The sequence below is a fragment of the Necropsobacter rosorum genome, assembly GCF_964241405.1.
In the GTDB taxonomy this organism is placed as follows: Bacteria; Pseudomonadota; Gammaproteobacteria; order Enterobacterales; family Pasteurellaceae; genus Necropsobacter; species Necropsobacter rosorum.
Genome location: NZ_CAXSXF010000001.1, coordinates 585,872 through 611,906 on the forward strand (window position 1 = coordinate 585,872; position 26,035 = coordinate 611,906).

Consider the following 26,035-nt stretch of genomic DNA (forward strand, 5'->3'; position numbering starts at 1 on the left):
GATACATCATGAGCAGTAGAAAACCGAAAAAATTATTGAATAATCCGCATGATGTTCCGGCAGAACAGTTGGAAGGTTTGATTTACGCCTGCGGGGGAAAGCTGGTTAAAGTTGACGGCGTCAGCGGGGTAATCCGGCATGATATTGCCGATGATCAGGTCGTTGTCGTCACCGGCGGCGGCAGCGGTCACGAGCCGATGTTCGCCGGCTATGTGGGAAAAGGGCTGGCGGATGCGGCGGCATTGGGCGAGATTTTCGCCTCACCGTCGCCGGATATTATTATCGAAACCGCAAAAGCGGCGCAAAAAGGCAAAGGCGTCTTATTTGTGTACGGTAACTATGCCGGCGATAACATGAATTTTGATATTGCCGCGGAATTGCTGGAGGAAGAAGGCATTCCGGTCAAAACGGTACGGGTCAGCGATGATATTTCCGCCGCGCCGCTGTCGCGCATGACCGATCGCCGCGGGGTGGCCGGTGATATGTATGTGCTGAAAATCGCCGGTGCGGCGGTGCAGGCGGGTTATGATCTGGAGAAATTACATGAAGTCGCCGCCAAAGCCAATTTTAACACCAGAACCATGGGCGTGGCGCTCGGCGCCTGCTCGATTCCGCAAACCGGTAAATTTAATTTCGAATTGGCCGACGATGAACTGGAACTCGGTATGGGAATCCACGGTGAGCCGGGCGTGCGCCGTCAGAAAATGGCCGCCGCGGACGACATCAACGGCGAAATCATCGACGCCATTTGTCATGATATCGGTTTAACTGCCGGTGATCGCGTTTGCGTGACCGTTAACAATCTCGGCGCATCAACCTATAGCGAACTGTTTATTGCCTACAGAAAGGTTTATCAGGAACTGACCCGGCGCGGTATCGACATCTATGACACGCTGATCGGCGGTTATTGCACCTCACAGGAAATGGCGGGTTATTCGATCACGCTGTTCCGTTTAGATGACGAACTGCAAAAACTTTACGATATGCCTTGCGACAGTTTCAAATGGAGAAAATAACCATGAACGTGACAGAAACCAAAGCCTTACTTTTATATACGGCGGAAAAAATGGTGGAAAGTGAACCGCACTTAACCGAACTTGATCTGAAAATCGGTGACGGCGATCACGGTTTGGGCATGCAGCGCGGGTTTGCCGCAGTCCGCGATTTACTACGCAGCGAGACGTTCCAACCGAAAGATATCGGTGAGTTATTATTAACCGCCGGCACCAAAATGATGTCCAGTATGGGCGGTGCCTCCGGTGCGATTTTCGGCACCTTATTCCGGGCGGGCGGCAAAGCATTGGCCGGTAAAGCGGAATTTAACGCCGAGACTCTGTCGCAGTTTCTCAGCGCCGGCGCCAAAGCGGTATTTGAGCGCGGCGGGGCAAAACCGGGAGATAAAACCATGATCGATGCCTTGGCCGCCGCGGACGCGCAATCCCAGACAGTGCGGGAGAACAGTTTAAAAGACGCGCTGAGTGCGGTGGCAAAAGCCGCGGCACAGGGTGCGGAAAACACCCGCAACCAGATTGCCGTTTTCGGCCGGGCGAAAAGTCTGGGCGAACGCTCTTTAGGCTATGTGGATCCCGGTGCGGTGTCCATGTCGTTGATTCTGCAATATATGTCCGATTATGTGAATCAGCATTAACCGGTTTTTAGTCGGGCATCAAGAGACGTCAGTCAAGCGGAGGAACCATGATGAAAGAAAATGCATCCCATGTTCGTTGGTTTGTTTTCGGCATTATTTTCCTGCTGGTGGTTATCAACTTAATCGACCGCATTTCCCTGTCCATTGCGATGCCGACCATCGCGCAGGAATTTGATCTTTCGCCGCAGACTCAGGGCTTGATATTAAGCAGTTTTTTCTGGGCCTATGCCCTGCTGCAAATTCCCGGCGGCTGGTTAATCGATAAATACGGTCCGCGCAAAATTATCACCGGTTCCACGGTATTATGGGGGATTTTTCAAACCTTAGCGGCATTTTCAACCGGCGGACTTTCTCTGCTGGCGGCGCGTTTTATGCTCGGCGCCGCCGAAGCGCCGCTGTTTCCTTCCGGCGGAAAACTCAATGCTACCTGGCTGTCCCCTCAGGAACGCGGACGCGGCGCGGTGATTATGGATTGCGGCGGCCCGCTTGGTGCTGCGCTGGGCGGTATTATTATCGCTTATATGCTCGCCGGTATCGGTTCCTGGCGCATTGTGTTCGCTATCGCCGGTATCGTCACGGTGCTGTTAGGCTGGGTTGCCTGGGCGTTTTTACGCGATACGCCGCAGCAGCACCATGGGGTGAATCAGCAGGAATTGCGCTTAATTACCCATCAGACCGCCCAAAGTGCGGTGGATTCTGAGCCGGTTTCGTCGGGCATCGGGGTGGATTTTCCGTCACTTGCCGCCATTTTGTGCGGGCGCGCCGCCTGGGCGATGATGTTTTTCGGTTTACTCACTTGGGGGCCGAGCTATCTGGCTCAGGCAAGAGGATTCGACATTAAAGGCATCGGCAATGCCACCTTCATTATTTTTCTGTGCGGCGCCTGTGGCTCATTGTGTGGCGGGTTTATTGCCGATATGCTGGTGAAACAGGGCCTGGCACAAAAAGTGGTTTTAAAATCCGTTTTAACCTTATCCGGCCTCAGCACCCTTGTCGCATTTTATCTGTTACCGACCATGCAGGATCCTGTCGTGGCGATAGTCATTTTATCCGTCGCCGCCTTTTTCTTAATGTGGGGCAGCCTGTACTGGAGTTTTCCGGCGCTGCTGGCACCGAAAAACAAAGTCGGCATCGTCGGCGGCATCATGAATATGGCGGGCAGTGTCGGCGGCATTGCGGTACCGATTTTAGTCGGTATGATTTTAGGCCGCTCGCACAATTATGATCATGTCCTGCTGTTTTTTGCCGGCTGCTCACTGGTCTATATCTTAGGCACTTTAAGCATTAAGCTAAGCCAAGAAAATAAATAGGAGACACCGTATGAATACCGAGTTATACCACGGCCCGATGATCGACGCGCACCAGCATTTCTGGCAACCGCAGATTAATCCGCATCCCTGGCTGGCGAAAGATGTGCTGATTCCCTTCAGATACGGCGATTACAGCGCCATTAAAAAAGAATATCTGCCGCCGGATTATTTAGCCGACGCCACGCCGAAGCATAATGTGGTGGCCACCGTTTATATTGATGCGGAATGGGATCCCGATGATCCTATCGGCGAAACGGCTTATATTCATACCGTTGCAGACAAATTCGGCATGCCGAACGCAGTTGTAGCACAAGCATGGCTGCACCATGACGATATCGACGAGGTGTTACAACGGCAAGCGCGCTATCCGTTGGTCAGAAGCGTTCGGCACAAACCGGCGGGGCCGGCGACGCTAAGAGAAGCGGAAATGGGATTCAGAACGCTGATGAGCGATGACAGATGGCGACAAGGTTATCAATTATTACAGAAATATCGGCTGCATTTTGATTTACAAACGCCGTGGTGGAATCTACACGAAGCCAAACAGCTGGCGCTGGATTTTCCGGCAACGCTGATTATCTTAAATCATACCGGATTACCGGCGGATCGCTCGGCGGAGGGGTTGCGCGAATGGCATAAAGCCATGTCGCAGCTTGCCGATATTGCGAATATCGTGGTAAAAATTTCCGGCCTCGGATTAGCGGATAAACGCTGGAATATTGAAGACAACCGCTGGATTATTCAGGAAACTATCCGCATGTTCGGCACCGATCGCGCCATGTTCGCCAGTAATTTTCCGGTTGACAGTTTATGCGGTAGCTTAGACACCATTTTCGACGGTTTTAAAGACAGTGTAAAAACATATAGTTATGATGAACAATACCAACTGTTTTTCGCCAATGCGCAAAAATATTACAACATCCATGTAGAGGCATAATCGATGACGAATACACTGAAACTTGCGGTAAATACTTCGATTTACGACGGTTACGATATCGAAACCGCCTTGGCTTCAATTAAAAAGTGCGGTTTTAATTACTTCGAATTAGCCTACAACCAAGGCTATGTCGGTAATCTGAAGCAGGATTTATTCGGTGAGGAAAATGCTGAGAAAATCAACCGGTTAAAACAAAAATATCAGCTCTCCACCCTTGCTTTGGGCTGTACCATGGATTTGGCGGCGGAAAATTTTGCAGACATCTTCGCTCCGCGCATTTATTTTGCCGAATCCATCGGGGCGAAATACCTCAACGTCTGCACCACGACACGCCAAAAATATAAACAATTAGTGGCGAATCTGACATCGTTAAAACCGATATTGCAACAAACCGGCTGTATTTTATGTCTGGAAAACGCCGGAGATGCGAATTTTGATGCCTTCGTCACCTTAAACGACGGAATCGAATTACTCACCGCACTGGCTTCGCCGCATTATTCAATTAATTTTGATCCGGGCAATATGGTGACGTACGACAGAAACCTGCCTGTTACGGAGCAAGCGATACGGTCGCTTAACTATTCGCGGCATTTTCATATTAAAGACGTCGCCGTCGTCGATAATAAATTCGAGTTTATTCCGATTGAAGGCAACGGGCTGATTGATTACGCCCAAATCATACCGGCGGTAAAACAAAAAGATCTGCCTTGCAGTTTTGAAATTCCGTTGAGAATTTACCGCGATTTAGACGCCACGCCGCGCAGAAAAGCCAGCCCCGCGGCGCTTTCCGTCATAGAAAATACCTTGATGAGATCAAAAAATTATATTGATTCACTTTAACAACAACAGGAAGACACATGAAATCTGAAGATGGTGATTTATTAACCGAGATTGCAATTGCCTATTATGAACATGAGCTGACGCAGGAAGAAATTGCGCAACGCTTTAATATTTCACGGGTTAAGGTCGGGCGTTTATTAAAAAAAGCCCGCCAGGAGGGCATTGTCGAAATCAATGTTAAATATCACCCGATATTCACGTCTCAATTAGAGAAAAAATTAATCGAACAATTCGGTATTCAGCGCGCCTTAATTGCCGTTGACGAATACAGTGAAAAAGAACAGCGCAAGCAGGTGGCCGCGCTGGTGAACGGCTATCTGGTGAATGTGTTAAAAGACGGCATGACCGTCGCCGTCGGTCAGGGACGCAATGTCGCCGCGATCGGAGAATATATCGGCATTTCGCCCGAACGAAACTGTAAATTTATTTGCAGTATCGGCGGCACTCAACGCATCGGCCCGCCGGTGGATGCGGATCATATTTGCCGTAATCTGGCCAAGCGCTTTAACGGGAGCTATGAAACCTTATATGCGCCGGCCTATCTGGAAAATAAAGAATTCAGAAGTATTTTTATGAAAAACGGCGTGATTAAAGACACGCTGGATCGCGCCCGCAAGGCCGATATCGCTTTAGTCGGTATCGGCGATATGAACGAAAACAGCTATATGGTGCAACTGGGCTGGTTCACGCCGAAAGAAATCACCGACGCCCGCATCAACGAAGGGGTCATCGGCGAAATTGCGGGCTACGGCTTTTTTAATTTGCAGGGTGAATTGGCCGATACCGTGATGAGTAACCGCGTCATCGGTCTGAGTCTGGAAGATTTGCGGGATATTCCCTGCGTTATCGGCATCGCCTCCGAAAATACCAAAGCGATGGCCATTCTGGGTGCACTCAGAACGGGGATTATTAACGTGATTGCCACCACGGCGACAAATATTAACAGTATTCTTAATTTCACCAAAATTTAAATGACGATCAACCGATAAGGAGAAATCACGATGAAAATTGCGATTGGTTGCGATGAAGCCGCTTACAATTTAAAAGTCGAATTAATGAAGTATCTGGATTCGCTCGGCATTGAATATCAGGATTTCGGCGCCGATGCCGGTACGGTGGTGCTTTATCCGGACGTCGCCGAACAGGTGGCGCTGGCGGTGGCAGACGGCAAATACGAACGGGGCATTTTAACCTGCGGAACCGGTATCGGCATGGCGATTACCGCCAATAAAATCCCGGGGATCCGAGCGGCCGTTTGTCACGATGTGTTTTCCGCCGAACGGGCAAGAAAAAGCAACGATGCGCAGATTATCTGTTTCGGTGAACGCGTGATCGGCGTCGAGCTGGCCAAATCGTTGCTCAAAGTCTGGCTGGAATCGGATTTCGCCGGCGGCGGATCGGCACCGAAAGTCGCAAAAATCAAAGCGATTGATGCGAAATACAGCAAACAACGTTAAACAACCCGCCTGTCATCACTCATTCAATGGAGGTGTAATATGCCAAAAACGACTCTGATTTCCACCGCACTTTTTAGCGCATTATTGTCCGGTTCCGTGTTCGCTGCGGGACAACATACCTTCGCCTTAAGTCATTACGGCTCGCCGAGCGATACGGTTACCAAAGCCACCGAATTCATGGCCAAACGGGCAAATGAACTTTCGAACGGGCGGATCACGATTAAACTGCATCCGAACAGCGAACTGGGCAACTCGGACACCCAAATCGACGGCACCCGCATGGGCACCATCGATATTGTGGTGGTCGGCAATCCGTATTACACCACATTTAATGAAAAGCTGAATTTACTGGATTTGCCTTTCCTGTTCAGAGACGAACAGCATGTGGAAAACGTACTTAACGGCGATGTGGGCGAACAGCTGTTAAATTCGCTGGAAGAATCCAATTTAAAAGGGCTGGCGTTTTATGAAATCGGTTTCCGCGATATAACCAACAGCAAAAAGCAAATTAACACGGTGGCGGATCTATCCCATTTAAAACTGCGCACCACGCCGAACCCGGCGCATATCGCCGCCTTTAAGGAATGGGGCGCCAATCCGACCCCGATGCCGTTTAACGAAGTGTATTTCTCGTTAAAAACCGGCGTGATCGACGGTCAGGAAAACCCGGTGCATCATATTTATAACAACAACTTGCAGGAAGTGCAGAAATACCTTTCGCTGACTCATCACGCTTATACCGCCGCCCCGATGTCGATGAATCTAGACCGCTTTAACAGTCTGGATCAGGAAGATCAGGCGATTTTATTGCAGGCGGCGAAAGAAGGCGCCGAACTGGAGAAAAAACTGAACATAGAGGAAAACAAAATTTATCTGGACAAACTCAAACAGCAAGGCATGGAGGTCGAAACTCATCCGGATGTGGCGACATTCCAACGCGGTGCGCAGAAAGCCTGGGATGACTATGCGCAAAAATTCGGCCGGGAGATGATTTCCAAAGTGACGGAAACCCAATAACGGCAGGTTCAGGCTAACGGGGACAAACGATTATGATCGAGCAATATGAAAAATTCATCAACAAAACCTTTTTATCATTGGGGTGCGTCTTTTTTCTCGTTATTGTCGTCATGACATTTATCCAGGTCATCACTCGGTATGTGGTGAACATTTCCTTTCCATGGGCGGAGGAATTTCTCCGCTTCTGCTACACCTGGATGATTCTGTTCGGCATATTAACCACCACGCAAATACAGGTTCCGCTGTTGAGAATTATGATCTTTGAGAAATTTAAATACGGCTGGTTATTATCTTCTCTGCTTTACATCATCATGCTGATTTGCCTGTTTTTATTAATCAAAGGCGGTATCAAAGTCTATTCGATGAACCTGAAAAGCTATTATTCGGCGTTCAAAATCTCAAAAGCCTGGGTATATATTCCGTTTATCATCTGCCTGTCTTTGGAGATGATCAGAATCGTTATCGCCTCGGTGTCCTTGGTTAAAACGCATAAAGTGAGGGAATTATAATGTCATTTATTGTCTTGCTCGGCGTAATGTTCGTCCTGACGGTGTTAGGTCTGCCGCTGTTTTACAGTATTATCTTCGCCTCAATCGTCACCTTATTTTATTTCCTGCCGACCATTCCGATCACCATTGTGGCGCAACAGGTCATGCAGGGGCTGGATACCAATGCGCTACAGGCGCTGGCATTCTTCTTCCTGGCCGGCGAGTTAATGAGCGTCGGCGGCATCACCACCCGCATTATCCGTTTTGTCACCGCATTAATCGGACGCTGGAAAGGCTCCCTTGCCTATATCAATATTTTTTCCAGCCTGTTTTTCGGCTCCATCAGCGGTTCGGCGGTGGCATCAACCGCGGCGATCGGCAGTTCCTTAATTCCGGCGATGAAAAAAAACGGCTATCCGGCGGATTTTTCCGCCGCACTGACGCAGTCCGCCTCGATTATCGGCCCGATTATTCCGCCCAGTGTGCCGATGATTGTGTTTGCCGCCCTGGCCGGCGCCGGTGTGTCGGTGGGCAAAATGTTTATGTCGGGCATTATTCCCGGCATCATGATCGCATTAACCCTGATTTTGGTGACGTTCGTACTAAGCAAAATCTATAAATACGGCAATCCGGCCACGCCGTTTGACTGGCAGGAAGTAAAAGCAAGCGCCAAAGATGCGCTGTGGGCGTTACTTTGTCCGATCATTATTCTGTACGGCATTATTTCCGGCATTTTCACCGCTACGGAAGCGGGAGCGGTCTCGGTAGTTTATGCCTATCTGGTCGGCACTTTCGTGTATAAAGAGCTGAGTATCGAACTGCTGAAAAAAGCCCTGTTTTCTTCGCTGAAAGGCACCATCACCGTGATGCTGATTGTCGGCGCGTCCTCCATTTTCGCTTGGCTGATCGCCCGTTTACAAATCAGTCATCAGGTCGCGTTATGGGTATCCGCCGTGTGCGACAGCCCGCTGGAAGCGCTGATTCTGATTAACGTCATCGTGCTGTTTATCGGCATGATTATGGATCCGACCGCGGCACTGACCATTCTGGTGCCGGTATTTATGCCGATCGTCAATCAGTTCGGTATCCACCCCGTGCATTTCGGTCTGGTGATCGTGTTAAATCTGATGATTGGGTTGGTCACCCCGCCGGTGGGCTATTTAATTTTTCTCTCTGCCAACATTGCCGAATGCGAACCGATGCGGGTATTAAAAGAAAGCCTGCCGTTTTTACTGTCGCTGTTCGCGCTGTTGATCCTGTTAATTTTAGTCCCTGAATTCAGCACCTGGTTGCCAAATCTGCTGTTCCCGTAAGGAGAAAAATGATGAATAAGTGGATTGACCTCAGCATGCCGATTTGCGCCGATCACATTCGCTGGCATGCCGATATCACGAAAAAAGGCTGTTTTGCCCAAGGCGATTTATTCGAAGCCACGCAATTACAGGTTTCCTGTCATGCTTTCACCCATATGGACGCCTTAAGCCATATTCAACAAGACGGCTACACTATTTTGGATATTCCGATCGAAACCTATATCGGCGAATTTCATGTTTTGGATTTATCCGCTCAAATAACCGATAATTTTGCCATCACGGCACAGGTTCTGGATGCCATCTTTCCCGCCGAGCCGGTCAGCAAAATTATTTTCAAAACCTGTTGGGATACCCATTACAGCTACAATTCAACCCAATTCTGGGGCAATGCGCCCTATATTACCGCCGACGGCGCGGCCTATCTGGCCGACAAAGGTTTAACCATTATCGCCTTCGATTTCCCACAGGATTACCCGATCCGCGGCTGGCTCAGCGGTACCATGGAAAAGCCGCTGAGCAAACATGTCACCCATCATCATTTATTGCAAAAGGGCATCACGCTGGTCGAATATCTGTGCAACACCCGAAAAATTACCGGTCGGACGGTTGATGCGTTAATGATACCTATCGCCATCGACAATGCCGACGGTTCGCCTTGCCGGGTGTTAATCAAAAATAAGGAATAAGCCATGAAAAATAAAAAAATTTATTTCGGTACCAATTTAAAAATGTACAAAGGTAATGCGGAAACGGTGAATTATTTGACCGCACTTTCTCATCTGGCGGAACAATTGCCGTCGCACTATGACATCGAATTATTCGTGATTCCCTCTTATACCACGCTCAAAGACGCCACCACCCTGATGGCGTCCGAACACATGCGCCGCAAAATCACCATCGGCGCGCAAAATCTCAACGCCAATGACAGCGGGCAGTTTACCGGGGATATTTCCCCGCTTATGCTGAAAGAAATCAATACCCAGCTGGTTATGATCGGGCATTCCGAACGGCGGCATATTATGAAAGAAACCGATCAGGAAGAAAACGAAAAGGTGATTGCCGCATTAAAGCACGGCTTTACCACGTTGCTTTGTGTCGGCGAAACGCGGGAGCAAAAAAACTATGCCATTTCCGATGAAATATTGCGCATGCAATTAAAAATCGGTCTGCACGGCATTCAGCCGCATCAGCTGGACAAACTTTGGATCGCCTATGAACCGGTATGGGCGATCGGTAACAATGGGGTTCCAGCCAGCGCCGAATATGCCGATGCAAAACACGCCGTGATCAAACAGTGTTTATTTGAATTATTCGGCGCAAACGGCCGTGACATTCCGGTGCTGTACGGCGGCAGCGTCAATCCGGAAAATGCCAATAAACTGATTGTAAAACCGCATATCGACGGGTTATTTGTTGGCCGCAGCGCCTGGGATGCCGATAAATTCTACGCCCTAATCCGGGATGCGTTGCACACCCTATCCGAAGGAAAAACCGACGCAGCACCGCAAGCCTGCGAATTGACCGCCACCGCCAAGCAATTAATCGCCCTGTTAGGCGGGCAAGACAATATCGTGGCGTTGACCCATTGTGCGACCCGGTTGCGGGTCGTGTTGAAAAACGACGGCAAAATGGATAAATCCGGCATTGAAAAACTCAAGGCAGTGAAAGGATTATTTTCCATTACCGATCAGTATCAAATCATCCTGGGCGCAGATATCGTGCATGTCGTGTATGCGGAAATGGTCAAACAAATGACCGCACCTCAACAAGCGGCGCACTAGCGTGCCATATCGACGCAGTCAACGCGCTTTCGCCGGCGATTAATTGACCCTTTCATACTGATAAGGAGTGAATGATGAACGAACCTGCAACAACTGAAAAACCGACTTATTTCCGTTGGATCATTTTCGGCGTGATGTTTTTTCTGATGGCGGTCAATCTGATGGACCGAATCACCTTGTCCATCGGCATGCCGTATATCAAAGAAGAGTTTAATCTTTCGCCCGTTATGCAAGGACTGATTTTGAGCAGTTTCTTTTGGTCGTACGCCTTGCTGCAAGTACCGGGCGGCTGGCTGCTGGATCGGTACGGGCCGCGCAAAGTGATTACCGGTTCTCTTGTGGGCTGGGGCTTTTTTCAGGCGATTATCGGTCTGGCGACCGGCGGTATTTCCATGATTCTGGCCAGAATCGGATTAGGCGCGACGGAAAGTCCGATTTCACCGAGCGGGGCGAAACTCAGCTCCGCCTGGTTAACCTCCTCGGAACGGGGACGCGGCGCGGTGATTATGGATTCCGGCAGCCCTTTAGGCGTAGCCTTAGGCGGTATTATCGTCGCCCATTTAATCATTTTATTTGATTCCTGGCGCCTTGCGTTTATTGTGGTCGGGTTGTTTACCATGTCGTTAGGCATTCTGTCCTGGTGGATACTGCGCGACAAACCGAGCGAACATCATCGCGTAAACCGTGCGGAACTGGCTCACATTGAGGCGGGCAATAAAGTATCCGGCACCGGCGCTGACAACAAGCCGACAAAAGGCATCGGCATTTCTTGGTTTACCATGACCGCCATTATGCTCGGCCGCGCCTCCTGGGGCATGGTATATTGGGGCTTATTAACCTGGGGGCCGAATTACCTTGCTCAGGCACAGGGATTGGATCTCAAAAGCATCGGCAATTCGACATTTTTAATTTTTATTCTGGGCACGCTGGGCTGCTTATTCAGCGGCTTCTTCGTCGATTTTCTGGTCAAAAGGGGCATTAGCCATAATATTGCGCTGAAAAGTTTATTATCCCTGTCCGGCATCGTCGGCTTGACCGTGTTCTTAATGCTGCCGTCAACCTCGGATCCGTCAACCGCCGTATGGCTGCTCGGCATCGCCGCATTCTTTATGATGTTCGGCAGCTTATACTGGAGTTTTCCGGCAATTCTGGCGCCAAAAGACCGGGTCGGGATCGTCGGCGGCTTTATGAATATGGCGAACAGTTGCGCCGGTATTCTGGTGCCGATTTTAGTCGGCGTTATTCTTGAATATACCGGCAGTTTCGCTGGTGTCTTAACCTATTTTGGCATTTGTGCGGGCTGTTATATTTTGGGAACGCTGTGCATTAATTTTAATAAAGTGCCGTGTTCGGCGAACGCGCAAGCCTAGGAGGCCATATGCAAAAAACCGTTTTATCGCCCTCGTTACTGATTCCGGAACTCTTTTTTCCGTTAATGACGAACGAACGGAATGTGCTGGATATCGTCAATAACATCATTACGTTCGATTTTTACCGCACAATCGAACTCGGCATGCTCACCCAGCCGCCTGTCATCCGCCGCCTCCGACAGCTTGCGGAACAGCATCACCTGAACATCGTGCAATGGATGACCTTCGAATTATTGAAAGACAATCTGAATTTAGCCAGCTTAGACCCCGCACTGCGAAAAAAATCCGTCCGACGGGCCAAACAACTCGTTCATCTGGCGGCGGAAACGGGCACCGGTAAGCTGTCGATCGTCAGCGGTGCAAAGCCGGCCGATGCCCGTTTACAACATGAGGCGAAAAAATGCCTGGCGGATTCGCTGATAGAACTCAGTCAGGAAACCAAACAATTCCGGATGGTATTACAAATCGAACCGTTAGACTGTTTTGCGCACAAAAAACAGTTAATCGGTTTAACCGGCGATACCGTCGACTGGATTCAACAGTTCCGCAACGAATGTCCGAATTTATATATTGCCTGGGACAGCGCGCATACCGCGTTGAATCGGGAAGATATGATCGAATCGTTACAAACCGCCGCGCCTTTTATTTCTCAATTACATTTGTCTAACGCCGTGTTAAATTGCGATGATCCGCTGTACGGCGATTTTCACATGCCATTGGGCGCGCCCGGTTTTCTCACCGAAGAGACGGTGATACCGATTTTAACGGCGGCGCAACAATTAACCATCCCAAGCGTATTTGATGAACTGACGGTTGCCGTCGAAGTCCGAACCACGGAAACCGACGATCTTTGGCAGCATGAAAAACAATGCCGACATTTTCTTAATGCGGCATTAACCGCACTTTAGAGGTAATTAAGTATGACAAATCCCCCGATATTAAAAGTGGAAAAAGTCCCTGAACTGGTGGTGGATATGCTGTCGGCCGACTATACCGTCCTTGCCTATGAGACCATGACCGCCGCGCAATTCGCTGAGGTCGCCGAAACAGTGCAGGTTATACTGGCAAGCGGCGAGTCCAGCGTGCCGGCAAATCTGATTGAAAAACTACCGCACTTAAAGCTGATTGCCGTTTTCGGGGTCGGATACGACGGCGTGGATATGCCGGCGGCGTTGGCAAAAGGAGTAAAAGTCACGCACACCCCGGACGTATTAACCGATGACGTAGCGGATTTAGGCATGGCGCTTATGCTGGCAACGGCGCGTCGAATCGTGGCGGCGCAGCGTTTTATCGAAAATCAACAGTGGGGCAAACAGCCTTATCCGCTCGCCACCAAAGTCAGCGGCAGCCGTCTGGGCATCGTCGGCTTCGGCCGTGTCGGTCAGGCGGTCGCCAAAAGAGCGACGGCGTTTAACATGCAAATCGGCTATTTCTCGCTGGAACAGGTGCCCGATTCGCCCTATACCTACTATGCCGATTTAAGCGCATTAGCGCGGCAGAGCGATGTTTTAATGCTGTGCCTGTCCGGCGGAAAAACCACCAAACACATAGTAAACGCCGATATTTTGCAGGCGCTGGGTAATAAGGGGATTCTCATTAATATCGCCCGGGGCAGTGTTGTGGATGAGCAAGCCTTGGTGCACGCCATTGAAAACCACATTATTGCCGGTGCCGGGCTGGATGTTTTCGCCGACGAACCGCATGTTCCGCCGGCGCTGTTGCATAATGACAGGGTTGTCGTCACCCCGCATATCGGCAGCGCAACACTGTCCACCCGCACGGCAATGGGGCGCTTGGTGGTCGACAATATTGATTTATTCTTTGCCCGGAAAGCGTTGAAAACGCCGGTGCCTGAATGCCGGGAATAAACACCTTATTCATATTTATCAATTTAAAACACATTGGGAGAAAAACCTATGACAACACAATTAGACGCTCTGCGCGGCATGACCGTGGTGGTTGCCGATACCGGTGATATCGATGCGATTAAACAATACCAACCGCAGGATGCCACCACCAATCCGTCCTTAATTTTAAGCGCTTCCGCCCTGCCGCAATACGCCGCGCTGATTGACGAGGCGATTGCTTACGCCAAAGCGCAAAGCCAAGACCGCGCGCAGCAACTGATTGATGCGGAAGACAAACTGGCGGTCAATATCGGGCTGGAAATCCTCAAAATCGTGCCGGGACGCGTTTCCACCGAAGTGGATGCCCGCCTGTCTTATGACACTGACGCCACAGTGGCGAAAGCACGCAAGTTAATCAAACTGTATAACGACGCCGGCATTGCCAACGAGCGGATTTTAATTAAAATCGCCTCCACCTGGCAGGGTATCCGCGCGGCGGAAATTCTGGAACAAGAAGGAATTAACTGTAATCTGACCTTATTATTCTCCCAGGCGCAGGCGCGCGCCTGTGCGGAAGCGGGGGTCTATCTGATTTCACCGTTTGTCGGCCGTATTCTGGACTGGTATAAAGCGCACGGCGAGAAAAAAGACTATGCGCCGGCGGAAGACCCGGGCGTAATTTCCGTCACCAATATTTACAATTACTACAAACAGCACGGCTATCAGACCGTAGTAATGGGCGCAAGTTTCCGTAATGTAGGCGAAATCATCGAACTGGCCGGCTGCGACCGTCTGACCATTGCACCGCCGTTATTAAAAGCCTTGCAGGAAAATCAGACCGCACTTGCGCGTAAACTGACATTCAACAGTCAGGTACAGGCCAAACCGCAACCGTTAAGCGAAAGCGAATTCTACTGGCAGCACAACAGCGACGCCATGGCGGTGGACAAACTGGCGGAAGGCATCCGTAAATTCGCCGCCGACCAGGAAAAACTGGAAGCAATGCTGGCGGCGAGATTTTAAAAACGAAAAAAATGTTATCAATTTTCACCGCACTTTTGGTCTGAGTTTGACTAAATACGGCAACAAAAATCCCCATGCAAAGCGGGGATTTTATTTTGCGTTTAAATCCGCGTGGGGCTATGTTTCTTATGTCGATCTGCTTATAATTTAAGCCATTGTTTTCTGTTAACGCCACTATATTTAACGTCACAAAGGAGAACACGATGTCCGTCAATTTATCCCGCATTCAAACAATCATTGAAAAACTCGCCGCCATTTCTTCCGCGCCGGACAACCTGACCCGCCTGGCATTCAGCCGGGAAGACGCCATAGCCCGTGCTTATCTGATTGATCTGTGTAAAGAATACGATCTACAGGTGAGCACCGATGCCATCGGCAATGTGGTTATCCGCAAAGCGGGGTTAACCGACGATCTGCCGGCAGTGGCGTTCGGCTCGCATATTGATACCGTGATCAATGCGGGTAAATTTGACGGGCCGCTGGGCGTGGCGGCAGGATTGGATATTTTATTTCACGCCTGCGAACAAAAATTACAAACCCGTTATCCCCTTGAGCTGATTATTTTTGCCTGTGAAGAATCCAGCCGCTTTAACTATGCGACCTTAGGCAGTAAAGTCCTGTGCGGCGTCGCCAATCAAGTGGCGCTAAGCACCTTACGCGATAAACAGGGCATCGGGCTGCCGGAGGCGCTGGCGGAGATCGGCTTGGATTTTACGCGTATTTCTCAGGCCAAGCGCAGCGGCAACGAATTCAAATGTTTTTTTGAGCTGCATATCGAGCAAGGGCCGCGTTTGGAAAACGAAGGGAAAACGATCGGTATCGTCAGCGGTATCGCCGCGCCTATTCGCTGTATCGTGCGGATTGAAGGCCGGGCCGATCATTCCGGCGCCACCGCAATGCATTATCGTCATGATGCGTTATTAGGCGGCGCGGAATTGGCGCTGGCGCTGGAACAGGCCGCCATCCGTGCCGGTCACGGCACAGTCGCCACGGTAGGCAATTTGACCGCCAAACCGGGCGTAATGAACGTGGTGCCGGGAAGAGCGGAATTATTGGTCGATATCCGCGGCATTCATACACCGGCCAGAGAATCGGTGTTTAATACCTTGCAGCAGGAGATGGAACGCATCGCCGAAAAACGAGGGCTGACTATCACCCTACAGCTGATTTCCAGCGATCCGCCCGTACTGTTGGCGGAGCCGCTCATACAGCATATCCGGCAGGTGACGGAAACGCTGGGCTATGCGTATGAAATTATGCCGAGCGGCGCAGGCCATGACGCCATGCACATGGCAAAATTATGCCCAACGGGGATGATTTTTGTCCCGTCGAAAAACGGCATCAGTCATAATCCGCAGGAATTTACCCGCTGGGAGGATATTGAAGCGGGCGCAACGGTTTTGCAGCGGGTCGTGCTGGAACAGGCGGAAATTCAAAACGGCTAGCTCAACGAAAAGTGCGGTAAAAATCACCGCACTTTACCGCGTTTATCACAATGCCATATTGGCGACGATATCCTGTGCGAATTCGGAGGTGGTGCGCAGGGTTGCGCCCGGCAGCATGTCGGCGAAATCGAAGGTGACGGTTTTATCGGCGATAGTTTTTGACACCGCGTTCACCACTAAATCGGCCGCTTCCGACCAGCCTAAATGGCGCAACATCATTTCACCGCTGAGAATCAGCGAGCCCGGATTGCCTTTATTCTGACCGGCGATTTTCGGCGCGGTGCCGTGAGTCGCTTCGAAAATGGCGGCCTCCGCGCCGATATTCGCGCCCGGCGCAATGCCGATACCACCGACCTGCGCCGCCAATGCGTCGGAAATATAATCGCCGTTCAGGTTCAGGGTGGCAATCACATCGTAATCCGTCGGATGCAGCAGCACTTCCTGCAAAAAGGCATCGGCAATGCAGTCTTTAATGATAATTTCGCGCCCGGTTTTCGGGTTGGTAAGCGTCATCCAAGGCCCGTTGTCAATAAGCTGCGCGCCGAATTCCTTCGCCACCTCGTAGCCCCATTCTTTAAACGCCCCTTCGGTAAACTTCATAATGTTCCCTTTGTGTACCAGGGTGAGGGATTGACGATCGTTGTCGATCACATACTGCAACGCGGCGCGCACTAAGCGCTGGGTTCCCTGCTTGGACACCGGTTTAATGCCGATACCGCAATCCTGCGTAAAGCGGATTTTGCTCACGCCCATTTCCTGTTGCAGGAACGCGATCATTTTATCGGCTTCCGGCGAGCCGGCTTTCCATTCCACGCCGGCATAAATATCTTCCGAATTTTCGCGGAAAATCACCATATCCACCAGCTCCGGATGCTTGACCGGACTCGGCGTGCCTTCGTAGTAACGAATCGGGCGCAGGCAATTATATAAATCCAGCCCCTGACGCATCGCCACATTCAACGAGCGGATTCCGCCGCCGACCGGCGTCATCAGCGGGCCTTTAATCGCTACATGATAATCGCGGATAAAGGTCAGCGTTTCATCAGGCAGCCAAGTGTCCGCGCCGTATAGCGCGTTCGCCTTGCCGCCGGCATAAATTTCCATCCAAGCGATTTTACGCCGCCCGCCATAGGCTTTTTGCACCGCGGCATCAATGACCGTGCGCATCGCCGGGGTGACGTCAACCCCGATCCCGTCGCCTTCAATAAACGGAATAATCGGATTATCCGGCACATGCAATGCGCCGTTAGCGTCCAGTCGGATTTGCTCACCTGCCGGAATGATCACTTTCGATTGTGTTGTTTGCATAGCTGATTTCTTCCTTATTTTGCCGTATGTTATGTTAGTATAATGAAAAAAACGAACACGCGTTTCCTATCCCGCATAAAACGGTAGCCACTAACATATATGAAGCCTAAAATTCTTGCAAGCGGCAATAAATCAAAATCCGTCAACGCACGCAAAAAAAGTGCGGTGCAAATTGTCCGCAAAAAACCGACCGCACCGAATTTTGCCCGAACTACCGTCATCTTATTCAACAAACCTTTTGACGTGCTGACCCAGTTTACCGATGAAAACCGGCGCAAAACCCTGAAAGATTTTATTCCGGTTGCCGGAGTGTATCCCGCCGGGCGTTTAGATCGCGACAGCGAAGGATTAGTGCTGTTAACCAATAACGGGCTGCTTCAGCATCGTCTGTCGGATCCGCACTATAAAACGGAAAAAACCTATTGGGTACAGGTGGAAGGCATTCCCGGCGAGCGGGATTTGGAGCGCCTGCGGCAGGGCGTCCTATTAAAAGACGGCATGACATTACCGGCAAACGTGCGCTTGATTGACGAGCCGGAAACGTTATGGCCGCGCACGCCGCCGATTCGTCAGCGCAAACAGATTCCGACCGGCTGGCTGGAAATTACAATCTGCGAAGGCAGAAACCGTCAGGTGCGCAGAATGACGGCGCATATCGGGTTTCCCACTCTGCGTTTAATCCGCTGCCGCCTGTCGCGGTTTACGCTGCATGATCTGCCGAGCGGCAATTACCGCCTATTAACGCAAACGGAACTTATCCGATTATACGATTCATTAAAATTAAGGAAGTAAATATGCACAAACCGAATATCACCATGGCCTGTATCGTCCATTGCGACGGCAAATTCCTGTTTGTGGAGGAATTCGAATACGGCAAGATGACCTTAAACCAACCGGCCGGTCATTTGGAAAAAGGAGAAACCATTCTTGAGGGCGCCAAACGGGAATTATTTGAAGAAACCGGCATCCGCGCCGAAATGCAAACCCTGATAAAAATTTATCAATGGCACGCTCCGCGCAGCAATACCGATTATTTACGTTTTGTCTTTGCGGTCGAACTGCCGGAACAGGCGGAGATCACCCCTTCCGATCCGGATATCGCCGGCGGACGCTGGCTGACGTTTGATGAATTTCAGCATTATATCCGACAGCCGGGACAGGCCGAACGCAACCCGCTGGTGACGCAGGCCGTGCTGGATTATTTGGCCGGTACACGATACTCTTTAGCGCTACTTGCCCACTTTGCATAAAAACACAAAAGCCCGAATGATTCGGGCTTTTAAGTGTGTAAATGAGTTGACCGATTAACGGAATTGCTGAGTCAACGGCACTTCGGCATCCGGTTCGTGCGTAATGCGGTTACGCAGGTCACGACGAATCACCTCAATGGTCCAGAACCAGAAAATATGACCGACTAATTCCGACACGTGTTCATACCACGGCCATTCTGATACCGGCGGGGTCAAACCTAATGCCGGGAATGAAATGTAGTGCACGCACAGATTGGCGATAAGACCGGCGCCGATACCCTGCCAGAATTTAATTTTAGGGAAACGTTCGGCAACCAAACAATAACCGATAGCGAACACTAACGAGAAGGTAATATGGGTAACGCCGATCCAGTCGAATCCGTAATCGGCAAACGTAAATACCGCCTGAGTCGGATCAATACCGATATAATCACGCAGAAAAACATGCGGCGGATTTAAAAAGGCGCGCGAACATTGCTCCAGCGCGGCCGCTTGTGCGGCAACCTGATCCGCGGCGGAATTTAACGCGTCCAAAACAGGCTGTGGGCAGGCCGCCGTAAATAAATCTTTCGGACTGCGTGGCGGGAACGGATGTTCCGCACCCCATTTAACAAAGGCAGAAACCAGTCCTGCAATGATACCGACAAATACGGCTAACCCGTAACGGCGACGAGCCGGATCGGTCTGAACGAATAAACCTGACATAGATGCTCCGATTTTGATAAGAAAAAAAAGAATAAGCTGTCTTGCATACAGCGATTACAATTAATACGATTTGAGTAAAATCGTGCTAATCTTAAGCAATCAGATAAAATAGTCAAGCGCTTTCTGCCTCAAATGGAGTAGGCGGCATCAAAAATGCGGTGAATTTTCACCGCACTTTACCACATGTTTGATCAGAATCTCGCCGCCAGCATTGCTTCCAGTTTTTCTTGGTCGGCGGCGAATTTACGGATGCCTTCCGCCAGTTTGTCCACCGCCATGGAGTCGCTGTTGTGCTGCCAGTAGAATTCGCTTTCGCTTAACGGCTGCGGTTTGGCCTGTACCTGGCCGTTGAATGTCAGTTTACGCGCAAGTGCGGTCTGATTTTCCTGCAAGGCTTTTAATAACGGCGGTGCAATGGTCAGCCGGTCGCAGCCGGCCAGTTCGGTGATTTCGCCCACATTACGGAAACTTGCGCCCATCACTACGGTCTGATAGCCATGCTGTTTATAATAATTGTAAATATTGGTGACGGAAATCACGCCCGGGTCTTCCGCCGGCGCATAGTCTTTTTTCTCGCCGTGCGCTTTATACCAGTCCAGAATACGGCCGACAAACGGTGAAATCAGATAGACCCCCGCTTCCGCACAGGCGCGCGCCTGCGCCTGGGAGAATAATAAGGTCAGATTACAATTAATCCCTTCTTGTTCCAGAATTTCCGCCGCACGAATACCCTGCCAAGTGGAGGCGATTTTAATTAAAATCCGCTCGTTGGCAATGCCGGCGTCGTTGTACAGTTTGATTAACTTGCGTGCTTTCGCCACTGTGGCTTCGGTGTCATAAGACAGGCGGGCGTCCACTTCGGTAGAAACGCGTCCCGGCACGATTTTCAGAATTTCCAGCCCGATATTGACCGCCAGTTTGTCTTCCGCATCAATCAGTTGCTGCGCGCGGTCCTGGCTTTGCGTTTTGGCGTAAGCAATCGCCTCGTCAATCAGCGCGGCGTATTGCGGCAGGGCGGAAGCGCTTAAAATTAAGGACGGATTGGTGGTGGCATCCTGCGGTTGGTATTGTTTAATCGCATCGATATCGCCGGTATCGGCAACCACCACGGTCATACCGCGCAGAGCGTCTAATTGTGTTGTCATAATTTTTCCTCTTTTATTTATTACGGTTTCATTCTATGTCGTAGGCGAATACAATAGCATATCTTCGTTATGAAGAAACGGATATTTTGGCTTTAATAGCAATAGGCAAATGCCGGTATCTTTTCAGGGCGCTTATCATAGGCGAAGCCGGTAAAAATAACCGTGATCTCAATCACAGTATTTGGAGTAACAATATGACAACACGTTGTTCATGGTGCGAAAGCGCACAGATTTATATTGATTATCACGATCAGGAATGGGGAAAACCGCAATACGACAGCGTGAAATTATTTGAAAAACTGTGTCTGGAAGGACAACAGGCCGGGCTGTCCTGGATTACGGTGCTGAAAAAACGTGAACATTATCGTCAGGCCTTTTATCATTTTGATCCGCATAAAATCGCCGCCATGGGCGAACAGGATATCGACCGTCTGATGTTAAATCCGGGTCTTATCCGCCATCGCGCCAAACTGCAGGCCATCGTTAAAAATGCCCATGCCTATCTGGCGATGGAAAAGTGCGGTGAAAATTTCAGCGATTTTATTTGGTCGTTTGTCAATCATCAGCCGCAAATCAACGACCGGCCGACGCCGGACAGCATCCCGGCCAAAACGCCGACCTCGGCATTAATGTCCAAAGCGCTGAAGAAAAAAGGTTTTGTATTTGTCGGCGAGACCACCTGTTATGCCTTTATGCAATCCATGGGATTGGTGGACGATCACATCAACGGCTGCCGGTGGAAACATAAATAACATGCTTTTTGAGCGGATTTTCTTTATAATCAAGCAAATTTTACGTCACAGATAAACGGTTAACCGATGAAAAGACATTATTATACTTTACTTTCTCTGTCTGTTCTGACCGCCTTCTACAGCACGCAAAGCCGGGCGGATTTACAACAACAATGTTTGATCGGCGTACCGCATTTCAGCGGTGATGTCATTACGGGCGATCCTAATGATCAACCGGTTTATATCGAAGCGGATCGCGCCGAGCTGAATCAGCCGACCAGCGCGCGCTATGAAGGCGGCGTGGATATTAAACAGGGCAACCGTCATCTGCAATCCCGTATCGCGGAAGTCCGCCAGTCCGGCGAGGGTGAGAACGTTCAGCGCTACGCTTATGCCAAAGGCGGATTCGACTATAAAGACAATTTAATCAATCTGACCGGCGACAACGCCAAAATTCACCTCAATACCAAAGACAGCGACATTGAAAACGCCGATTATCAGCTGGTTGACCGTCAGGGGCGCGGAAAAGCCGAACAGGTGGAGTTGCGCAGCGATTACCGTTTAATGAAAAATGCGACTTTTACCACCTGTCTGCCGAATGATAACGCTTGGGCGATTGACGCCAGCGAAATGCGTCAACATATTAAAGAAGAATATGTGGAAATGTGGCATGCACGCTTTAAGGTGCAGGGCGTACCGATTTTCTATACCCCTTATTTGCAGCTGCCGATCGGCGATCGCCGCCGTTCCGGTTTGTTAATTCCGAACGCCGGCAGTTCAAGCCGCGACGGATACTGGTATTCGCAGCCGGTGTATTGGAATATTGCGCCGAACTTTGATGCTACTCTCACGCCGAAATATATGTCGCACCGCGGCTGGCAGATGAACGGAGAATTCCGCTATCTGACCGCGCTCGGCGAAGGCAAAATCGCCGGCGAATATTTGGGCGACGACCGTTATGAAGATTTCACCGACGATAACCGCTCCCGTCATTTATTCCATTGGCAACATAATTCCCGCTTTCTGCAAGACTGGCGCCTGAACGTCAATTACACCCGCGTCAGCGATAAACGCTATTTTAACGATTTCGATTCGGATTACGGCAGCAGCACCGACGGTTATGCTGATCAAACCGCGCGCGTCACCTATTATCAGCCGAACTATAATTTTTCCATTTCCGCAAAACAGTTCCAGGTTTTTGATGAAGCCAGTATCGGCCCTTACCGCGCATTACCGCAAATTGATTTTAATTATTACAAAAACGATCTAGCGGGCGGCTTACTGGATTTCAAACTGTTTTCCCAAGCGGTACGCTTTGAAAATGACAGCACACTGATGCCGAAAGCCTGGCGTTTCCATGCGGAACCGAGTTTAACCTTACCGCTGTCGAATAAATACGGCAGCCTGAATATCGAAACCAAACTGTACGCCACCCATTACAACCAAACGAAAGGCAGTGACCGCGATGCGGAAGAGGTGCAGAAATCGATCAACCGGGTTCTGCCACAGGTGAAGGTGGATCTGCAAACCCTGCTGGCAAGCCACCAGAGTTTTATCGACGGCTACACGCAGACCATCGAACCGCGGGTGCAGTATTTATACCGCCCGTATAAAGATCAAAGCAATATCGGTTCGCAGCTGAATTCTCAATATCTGGGTTTCGGTTACGACTCCGTGTTGCTGCAACAGGATTACTATTCGCTATTCCGCGACCGGCGTTACAGCGGCTTAGACCGAATTGCCTCCGCCAACCAGTTCACCGTGGGCGGCACCACCCGTTTTTATGACGAGCAGGCCAACGAGCGCTTTAATCTGTCATTGGGGCAAATCTACTATATCCGCGACTCCCGTATCGACGATGATCCGCAAAACAGCACGCACGGTTCGTCCTCCTCCTGGGCGCTAGAATCCAACTGGCGCATTAGCCCGCAGTGGAACTGGCGCGGCAGTTATCAATACGACACCAGTCTGAACCAGACGTCACTGGCCAATACCACGCTGGAATTCAATCCGCAGGGGAATAATCTGGTTCAGTTGAACTACCGTTACGCCAGTCAGGAATATATCGACCAAAACCTGACTTCCAGCATTAACCGCTATAATCAGGATATCAAACAGCTTGGCATCGTCGCCGCGTGGGAAGTTACCGACAACTGGGCGGTGGTCGGGCGTTACTATCAGGATCTGGCGCTGAAAAAACCGGTGGAACAATACCTCGGCGTACAGTATAACGCCTGCTGCTGGGCTATCGGCGTCGGCGTAAGACGCTATGTCACCAGCCGTACCAACCAGACCGATGACGAAGTCTTATACGATCACGGCATCGGCTTCACCTTTGAGCTGCGCGGCTTGGGCAATGATCACCGCAGCGGTATCGAAGAAATGCTGAAAAAAGGCAAACTGCCTTATATTCAACCGTTCAGCCTGTAAGCGACGAACCAAAACGGCGGAAATTTATCCGCCGTTTTCTCTGATACATCTTATCTAAAACACATAACATTTTTACCGCACTTTTCTCACCGTCCTAAGCCGTTCGCTCGTTAGATTAGCCTATTTGAGGCAGGTAAATATCGAAGCGGTGGTTTTTGGTTTCGCGGCTAAAGTGCGGTGCTTTTTGCGCAAGAAAAGCGGCATAATCAGGGCGTTTCACCACCACCCGTTTACGCGCCAACCGCAAGGCCGGCACCAGCAGTTGATCGGCATCGGCATCGGCGCCGATCAGCTGCTGAAAAAGGCGCATTTCCTTTTTCACCAGTGCGCTTTTCGGTTTATGCGGATACATCGGATCCAAATAAACCGCATCGGCAAATTCCGTGGCGGGATCTAATTGCGCGATATGACGAACCGGCAGTAAGCGCATATTCCGTCGCATCATGGCGCCGATTTCCGCATCCGCATAAGCCCGCCGCAAGCCGTCCTGCAATAATAAATACACCACCGGATGCCGCTCCACCAAACGCACCCGACAGCCGAGCGAAGCCAGCACAAAAGCATCGCGCCCCAGACCTGCGGTGGCGTCAAGTACCGTCGGTATTTCAGCGTGCTTAATCCCGATGGCTTTAGCGATGGCTTCGCCGCGCCCGCCGCCGAATTTACGCCGGTGCGCCAGCGCGCCACCGACAAAATCCACATAAACCGCGCCTAACTTCGCATCATCCAGTTTGCGCAATACCAAACACGCCTCGCCGTTGACCTCGCACTGCACCAATGCCAGCGTCGCCGACGGGTCATGGTTCAGGCCTTGCGCGGCGCAAAGTGCGGTGAAATTTTCGCGCGTTTCCGTTTCGCACAGCAACTGAATCGCTATTTTCTGATCAGCCATACACCGCTTTCCATATGTTCCGTATAAGGGAATTGATCGAACAGCGCCGCTTTTTCAATTCGGTGCGTGCGGCATAAGGTCTGCAAATTATCGCACAGACTGTGCGGGTTGCAGGAAATATACAAAATGCGCGCATACCGGCTGACCATGTTCAGCGTATCGGCATCCAGCCCGGCGCGCGGCGGATCCACCAACAGGGTATCGCATTGGTACTCGCGCAGATCAATGCCGCGTAAACGGTTAAACTCGCGTACCCCGTTCATCGCTTGGGTGAATTCTTCCGCCGACATACGGATAATCTGCAAATTATCAATTTTGTTGGCCGCAATATTAAACTGTGCCGCGGCGACCGAAGGCTTGGCGATTTCCGTCGCCAGCACTTTGCGGAAATTGTGCGCCAGCGCGATGGAAAAATTGCCGTTGCCGCAATACAATTCGAGCAAATCGCCCTGACTGCCCTGCGTACAGGCCTGCGCCCAGTGCAGCATTTTGCAGTTTACCGCCGCGTTCGGCTGAGTGAAGCTGTTTTCCACCTGCCGATAAATATAATTTTTTCCGTTTACCGTCAGCACTTCGTCGACAAAATCCTGCGCCAAACAGAGTTTCTGCTTGCTGGCGCGCCCGATCAGTTCAAGCGCAAACCCTTGCTGCTGCAAATCCGCTTTCAGGTCTTGCGCCGCCTGTAGCCACGTTTGATCCAAGATTTTGTGATACAGCAGGCTGACGATAATTTTATCGCTCAACGTGCTGAGATAATCAATCTGAAACAGACGCCGGCGCAGCACCTCGCTGGCTTTTAAGCGCGGCAGCAGCGATTGCATCATCCGGTTGATCAAACGGGACGCGACGGGAAAGCTGTCGATGCGGCAACGGCGCCGGGTCTGCGGGTCAAACATAATGTGATACAGATCGTCGTTCTCATGCCAGACTCTGAATTCCGCGCGCATGCGGTAATGCTGCGGCGGTGAATCAAACACCTGAATGTCGGGCGCGCCGAAAGGCGCCAGAAGTGCGGTCAGTTTTTTGTGTTTTTCCGCCAGCTGCGCGGCGTATCCTTCAATCGGTAAATTTTGCATGAGCTTTGTTCACGGTTGCTAA

26 protein-coding genes are annotated in these 26,035 nt (G+C 50.6%); 21 read left to right on the forward strand and 5 right to left on the reverse strand.

Annotated features, from left to right (window positions below; genetic code table 11):
* Positions 1 to 8: 8 nt before the first annotated feature.
* The 17 genes from ACESOH_RS02740 (at position 9) to ACESOH_RS02820 (ending at position 16,476) form a co-directional block, all read left to right on the forward strand.
* Positions 9 to 1,016, forward strand: a complete 1,008-nt coding sequence (locus ACESOH_RS02740) for a dihydroxyacetone kinase subunit DhaK (protein ID WP_373099528.1) — start codon at positions 9 to 11, stop codon at positions 1,014 to 1,016.
* Positions 1,017 to 1,018: 2 nt separating this feature from the next.
* Positions 1,019 to 1,648 (forward strand): dihydroxyacetone kinase subunit DhaL, encoded by a 630-nt coding sequence (gene dhaL / locus ACESOH_RS02745; RefSeq protein ID WP_373099529.1) that lies wholly within the window; start codon positions 1,019 to 1,021, stop codon positions 1,646 to 1,648.
* A 47-nt stretch (positions 1,649 to 1,695) separates the two neighbouring features.
* Positions 1,696 to 2,958, forward strand: a complete 1,263-nt coding sequence (locus ACESOH_RS02750) for an MFS transporter (RefSeq protein ID WP_373099530.1) — start codon at positions 1,696 to 1,698, stop codon at positions 2,956 to 2,958.
* Positions 2,959 to 2,968: 10 nt separating this feature from the next.
* Positions 2,969 to 3,895 (forward strand): amidohydrolase family protein, encoded by a 927-nt coding sequence (locus ACESOH_RS02755; RefSeq protein WP_373099532.1) that lies wholly within the window; start codon positions 2,969 to 2,971, stop codon positions 3,893 to 3,895.
* Between the two features lie 3 nt (positions 3,896 to 3,898).
* On the forward strand, positions 3,899 to 4,735 hold the full coding sequence (locus ACESOH_RS02760; RefSeq protein WP_373099534.1) for a sugar phosphate isomerase/epimerase family protein: 837 nt from the start codon (positions 3,899 to 3,901) through the stop codon (positions 4,733 to 4,735).
* Between the two features lie 17 nt (positions 4,736 to 4,752).
* Positions 4,753 to 5,706 (forward strand): sugar-binding transcriptional regulator, encoded by a 954-nt coding sequence (locus ACESOH_RS02765; protein WP_032093082.1) that lies wholly within the window; start codon positions 4,753 to 4,755, stop codon positions 5,704 to 5,706.
* A 30-nt stretch (positions 5,707 to 5,736) separates the two neighbouring features.
* A complete protein-coding gene (rpiB, locus tag ACESOH_RS02770) occupies positions 5,737 to 6,192 on the forward strand; it encodes a ribose 5-phosphate isomerase B (RefSeq protein WP_373099535.1) in 456 nt (151 codons plus the stop codon).
* 39 nt (positions 6,193 to 6,231) lie between these two features.
* Positions 6,232 to 7,209 (forward strand): TRAP transporter substrate-binding protein, encoded by a 978-nt coding sequence (locus ACESOH_RS02775; protein WP_373099536.1) that lies wholly within the window; start codon positions 6,232 to 6,234, stop codon positions 7,207 to 7,209.
* A gap of 32 nt (positions 7,210 to 7,241) precedes the next feature.
* On the forward strand, positions 7,242 to 7,718 hold the full coding sequence (locus tag ACESOH_RS02780; protein ID WP_032093085.1) for a TRAP transporter small permease: 477 nt from the start codon (positions 7,242 to 7,244) through the stop codon (positions 7,716 to 7,718).
* Entirely contained in the window at positions 7,718 to 9,010 is a 1,293-nt protein-coding gene (locus tag ACESOH_RS02785; RefSeq protein ID WP_032093086.1) for a TRAP transporter large permease, read from the forward strand. Before ACESOH_RS02780 ends, ACESOH_RS02785 begins: the two co-directional genes overlap by 1 nt.
* Positions 9,011 to 9,021: 11 nt before the next feature.
* Positions 9,022 to 9,696 (forward strand): cyclase family protein, encoded by a 675-nt coding sequence (locus ACESOH_RS02790; RefSeq protein WP_373099537.1) that lies wholly within the window; start codon positions 9,022 to 9,024, stop codon positions 9,694 to 9,696.
* A 3-nt stretch (positions 9,697 to 9,699) separates the two neighbouring features.
* Positions 9,700 to 10,791: a triose-phosphate isomerase gene (tpiA, locus tag ACESOH_RS02795; RefSeq protein WP_373099538.1), complete on the forward strand. Its 1,092-nt coding sequence runs from the start codon at positions 9,700 to 9,702 to the stop codon at positions 10,789 to 10,791.
* A 71-nt stretch (positions 10,792 to 10,862) separates the two neighbouring features.
* Positions 10,863 to 12,161, forward strand: coding sequence for an MFS transporter (locus ACESOH_RS02800; protein WP_373099539.1), 1,299 nt, complete (start codon positions 10,863 to 10,865; stop codon positions 12,159 to 12,161).
* An 8-nt stretch (positions 12,162 to 12,169) separates the two neighbouring features.
* Entirely contained in the window at positions 12,170 to 13,069 is a 900-nt protein-coding gene (locus ACESOH_RS02805) for a sugar phosphate isomerase/epimerase family protein (RefSeq protein ID WP_373099540.1), read from the forward strand.
* A 12-nt stretch (positions 13,070 to 13,081) separates the two neighbouring features.
* The gene (locus ACESOH_RS02810) at positions 13,082 to 14,029 is read left to right on the forward strand and encodes a 2-hydroxyacid dehydrogenase (RefSeq protein ID WP_373099541.1); all 948 of its coding nucleotides are present in this window, start codon (positions 13,082 to 13,084) and stop codon (positions 14,027 to 14,029) included.
* 48 nt (positions 14,030 to 14,077) lie between these two features.
* Positions 14,078 to 15,031 carry a transaldolase gene (tal, locus tag ACESOH_RS02815; RefSeq protein ID WP_373099542.1) on the forward strand — a complete coding sequence of 318 codons (954 nt, stop codon included), beginning with the start codon at positions 14,078 to 14,080 and terminating at the stop codon, positions 15,029 to 15,031.
* 203 nt (positions 15,032 to 15,234) lie between these two features.
* Positions 15,235 to 16,476 (forward strand): Zn-dependent hydrolase, encoded by a 1,242-nt coding sequence (locus ACESOH_RS02820; protein ID WP_373099544.1) that lies wholly within the window; start codon positions 15,235 to 15,237, stop codon positions 16,474 to 16,476.
* A gap of 45 nt (positions 16,477 to 16,521) precedes the next feature.
* Here the strand turns inward: ACESOH_RS02820 and icd are convergent, their stop codons facing one another.
* Positions 16,522 to 17,784, reverse strand: a complete 1,263-nt coding sequence (gene icd, locus ACESOH_RS02825) for an NADP-dependent isocitrate dehydrogenase (RefSeq protein ID WP_373099545.1) — start codon at positions 17,782 to 17,784, stop codon at positions 16,522 to 16,524.
* A gap of 99 nt (positions 17,785 to 17,883) precedes the next feature.
* Between icd and ACESOH_RS02830 the strand changes: the two genes are divergently transcribed.
* On the forward strand, positions 17,884 to 18,576 hold the full coding sequence (locus ACESOH_RS02830; protein WP_373099547.1) for a pseudouridine synthase: 693 nt from the start codon (positions 17,884 to 17,886) through the stop codon (positions 18,574 to 18,576).
* Between the two features lie 2 nt (positions 18,577 to 18,578).
* Positions 18,579 to 19,034 carry an NUDIX domain-containing protein gene (locus ACESOH_RS02835; protein WP_373099548.1) on the forward strand — a complete coding sequence of 152 codons (456 nt, stop codon included), beginning with the start codon at positions 18,579 to 18,581 and terminating at the stop codon, positions 19,032 to 19,034.
* Positions 19,035 to 19,088: 54 nt separating this feature from the next.
* Here ACESOH_RS02835 and ACESOH_RS02840 read toward each other — a convergent pair whose 3' ends face one another.
* A complete protein-coding gene (locus tag ACESOH_RS02840) occupies positions 19,089 to 19,739 on the reverse strand; it encodes a YagU family protein (RefSeq protein ID WP_032093095.1) in 651 nt (216 codons plus the stop codon).
* Between the two features lie 191 nt (positions 19,740 to 19,930).
* Entirely contained in the window at positions 19,931 to 20,884 is a 954-nt protein-coding gene (gene tal / locus ACESOH_RS02845) for a transaldolase (RefSeq protein ID WP_373099549.1), read from the reverse strand.
* A 194-nt stretch (positions 20,885 to 21,078) separates the two neighbouring features.
* Here tal (ACESOH_RS02845) and ACESOH_RS02850 point away from each other — a divergent pair, with 194 nt between their 5' ends.
* On the forward strand, positions 21,079 to 21,636 hold the full coding sequence (locus ACESOH_RS02850) for a DNA-3-methyladenine glycosylase I (RefSeq protein WP_373099550.1): 558 nt from the start codon (positions 21,079 to 21,081) through the stop codon (positions 21,634 to 21,636).
* Positions 21,637 to 21,702: 66 nt separating this feature from the next.
* On the forward strand, positions 21,703 to 24,045 hold the full coding sequence (gene lptD / locus ACESOH_RS02855) for an LPS assembly protein LptD (RefSeq protein ID WP_373099551.1): 2,343 nt from the start codon (positions 21,703 to 21,705) through the stop codon (positions 24,043 to 24,045).
* 115 nt (positions 24,046 to 24,160) lie between these two features.
* Here lptD and ACESOH_RS02860 read toward each other — a convergent pair whose 3' ends face one another.
* Together ACESOH_RS02860 and trmA are read right to left on the reverse strand one after the other, a co-directional pair.
* On the reverse strand, positions 24,161 to 24,937 hold the full coding sequence (locus tag ACESOH_RS02860) for a class I SAM-dependent methyltransferase (protein ID WP_373099553.1): 777 nt from the start codon (positions 24,935 to 24,937) through the stop codon (positions 24,161 to 24,163).
* Positions 24,919 to 26,013: a tRNA (uridine(54)-C5)-methyltransferase TrmA gene (gene trmA / locus ACESOH_RS02865; protein ID WP_373099555.1), complete on the reverse strand. Its 1,095-nt coding sequence runs from the start codon at positions 26,011 to 26,013 to the stop codon at positions 24,919 to 24,921. Before trmA ends, ACESOH_RS02860 begins: the two co-directional genes overlap by 19 nt.
* Between the last annotated feature and the right edge of the window lie 22 nt (positions 26,014 to 26,035).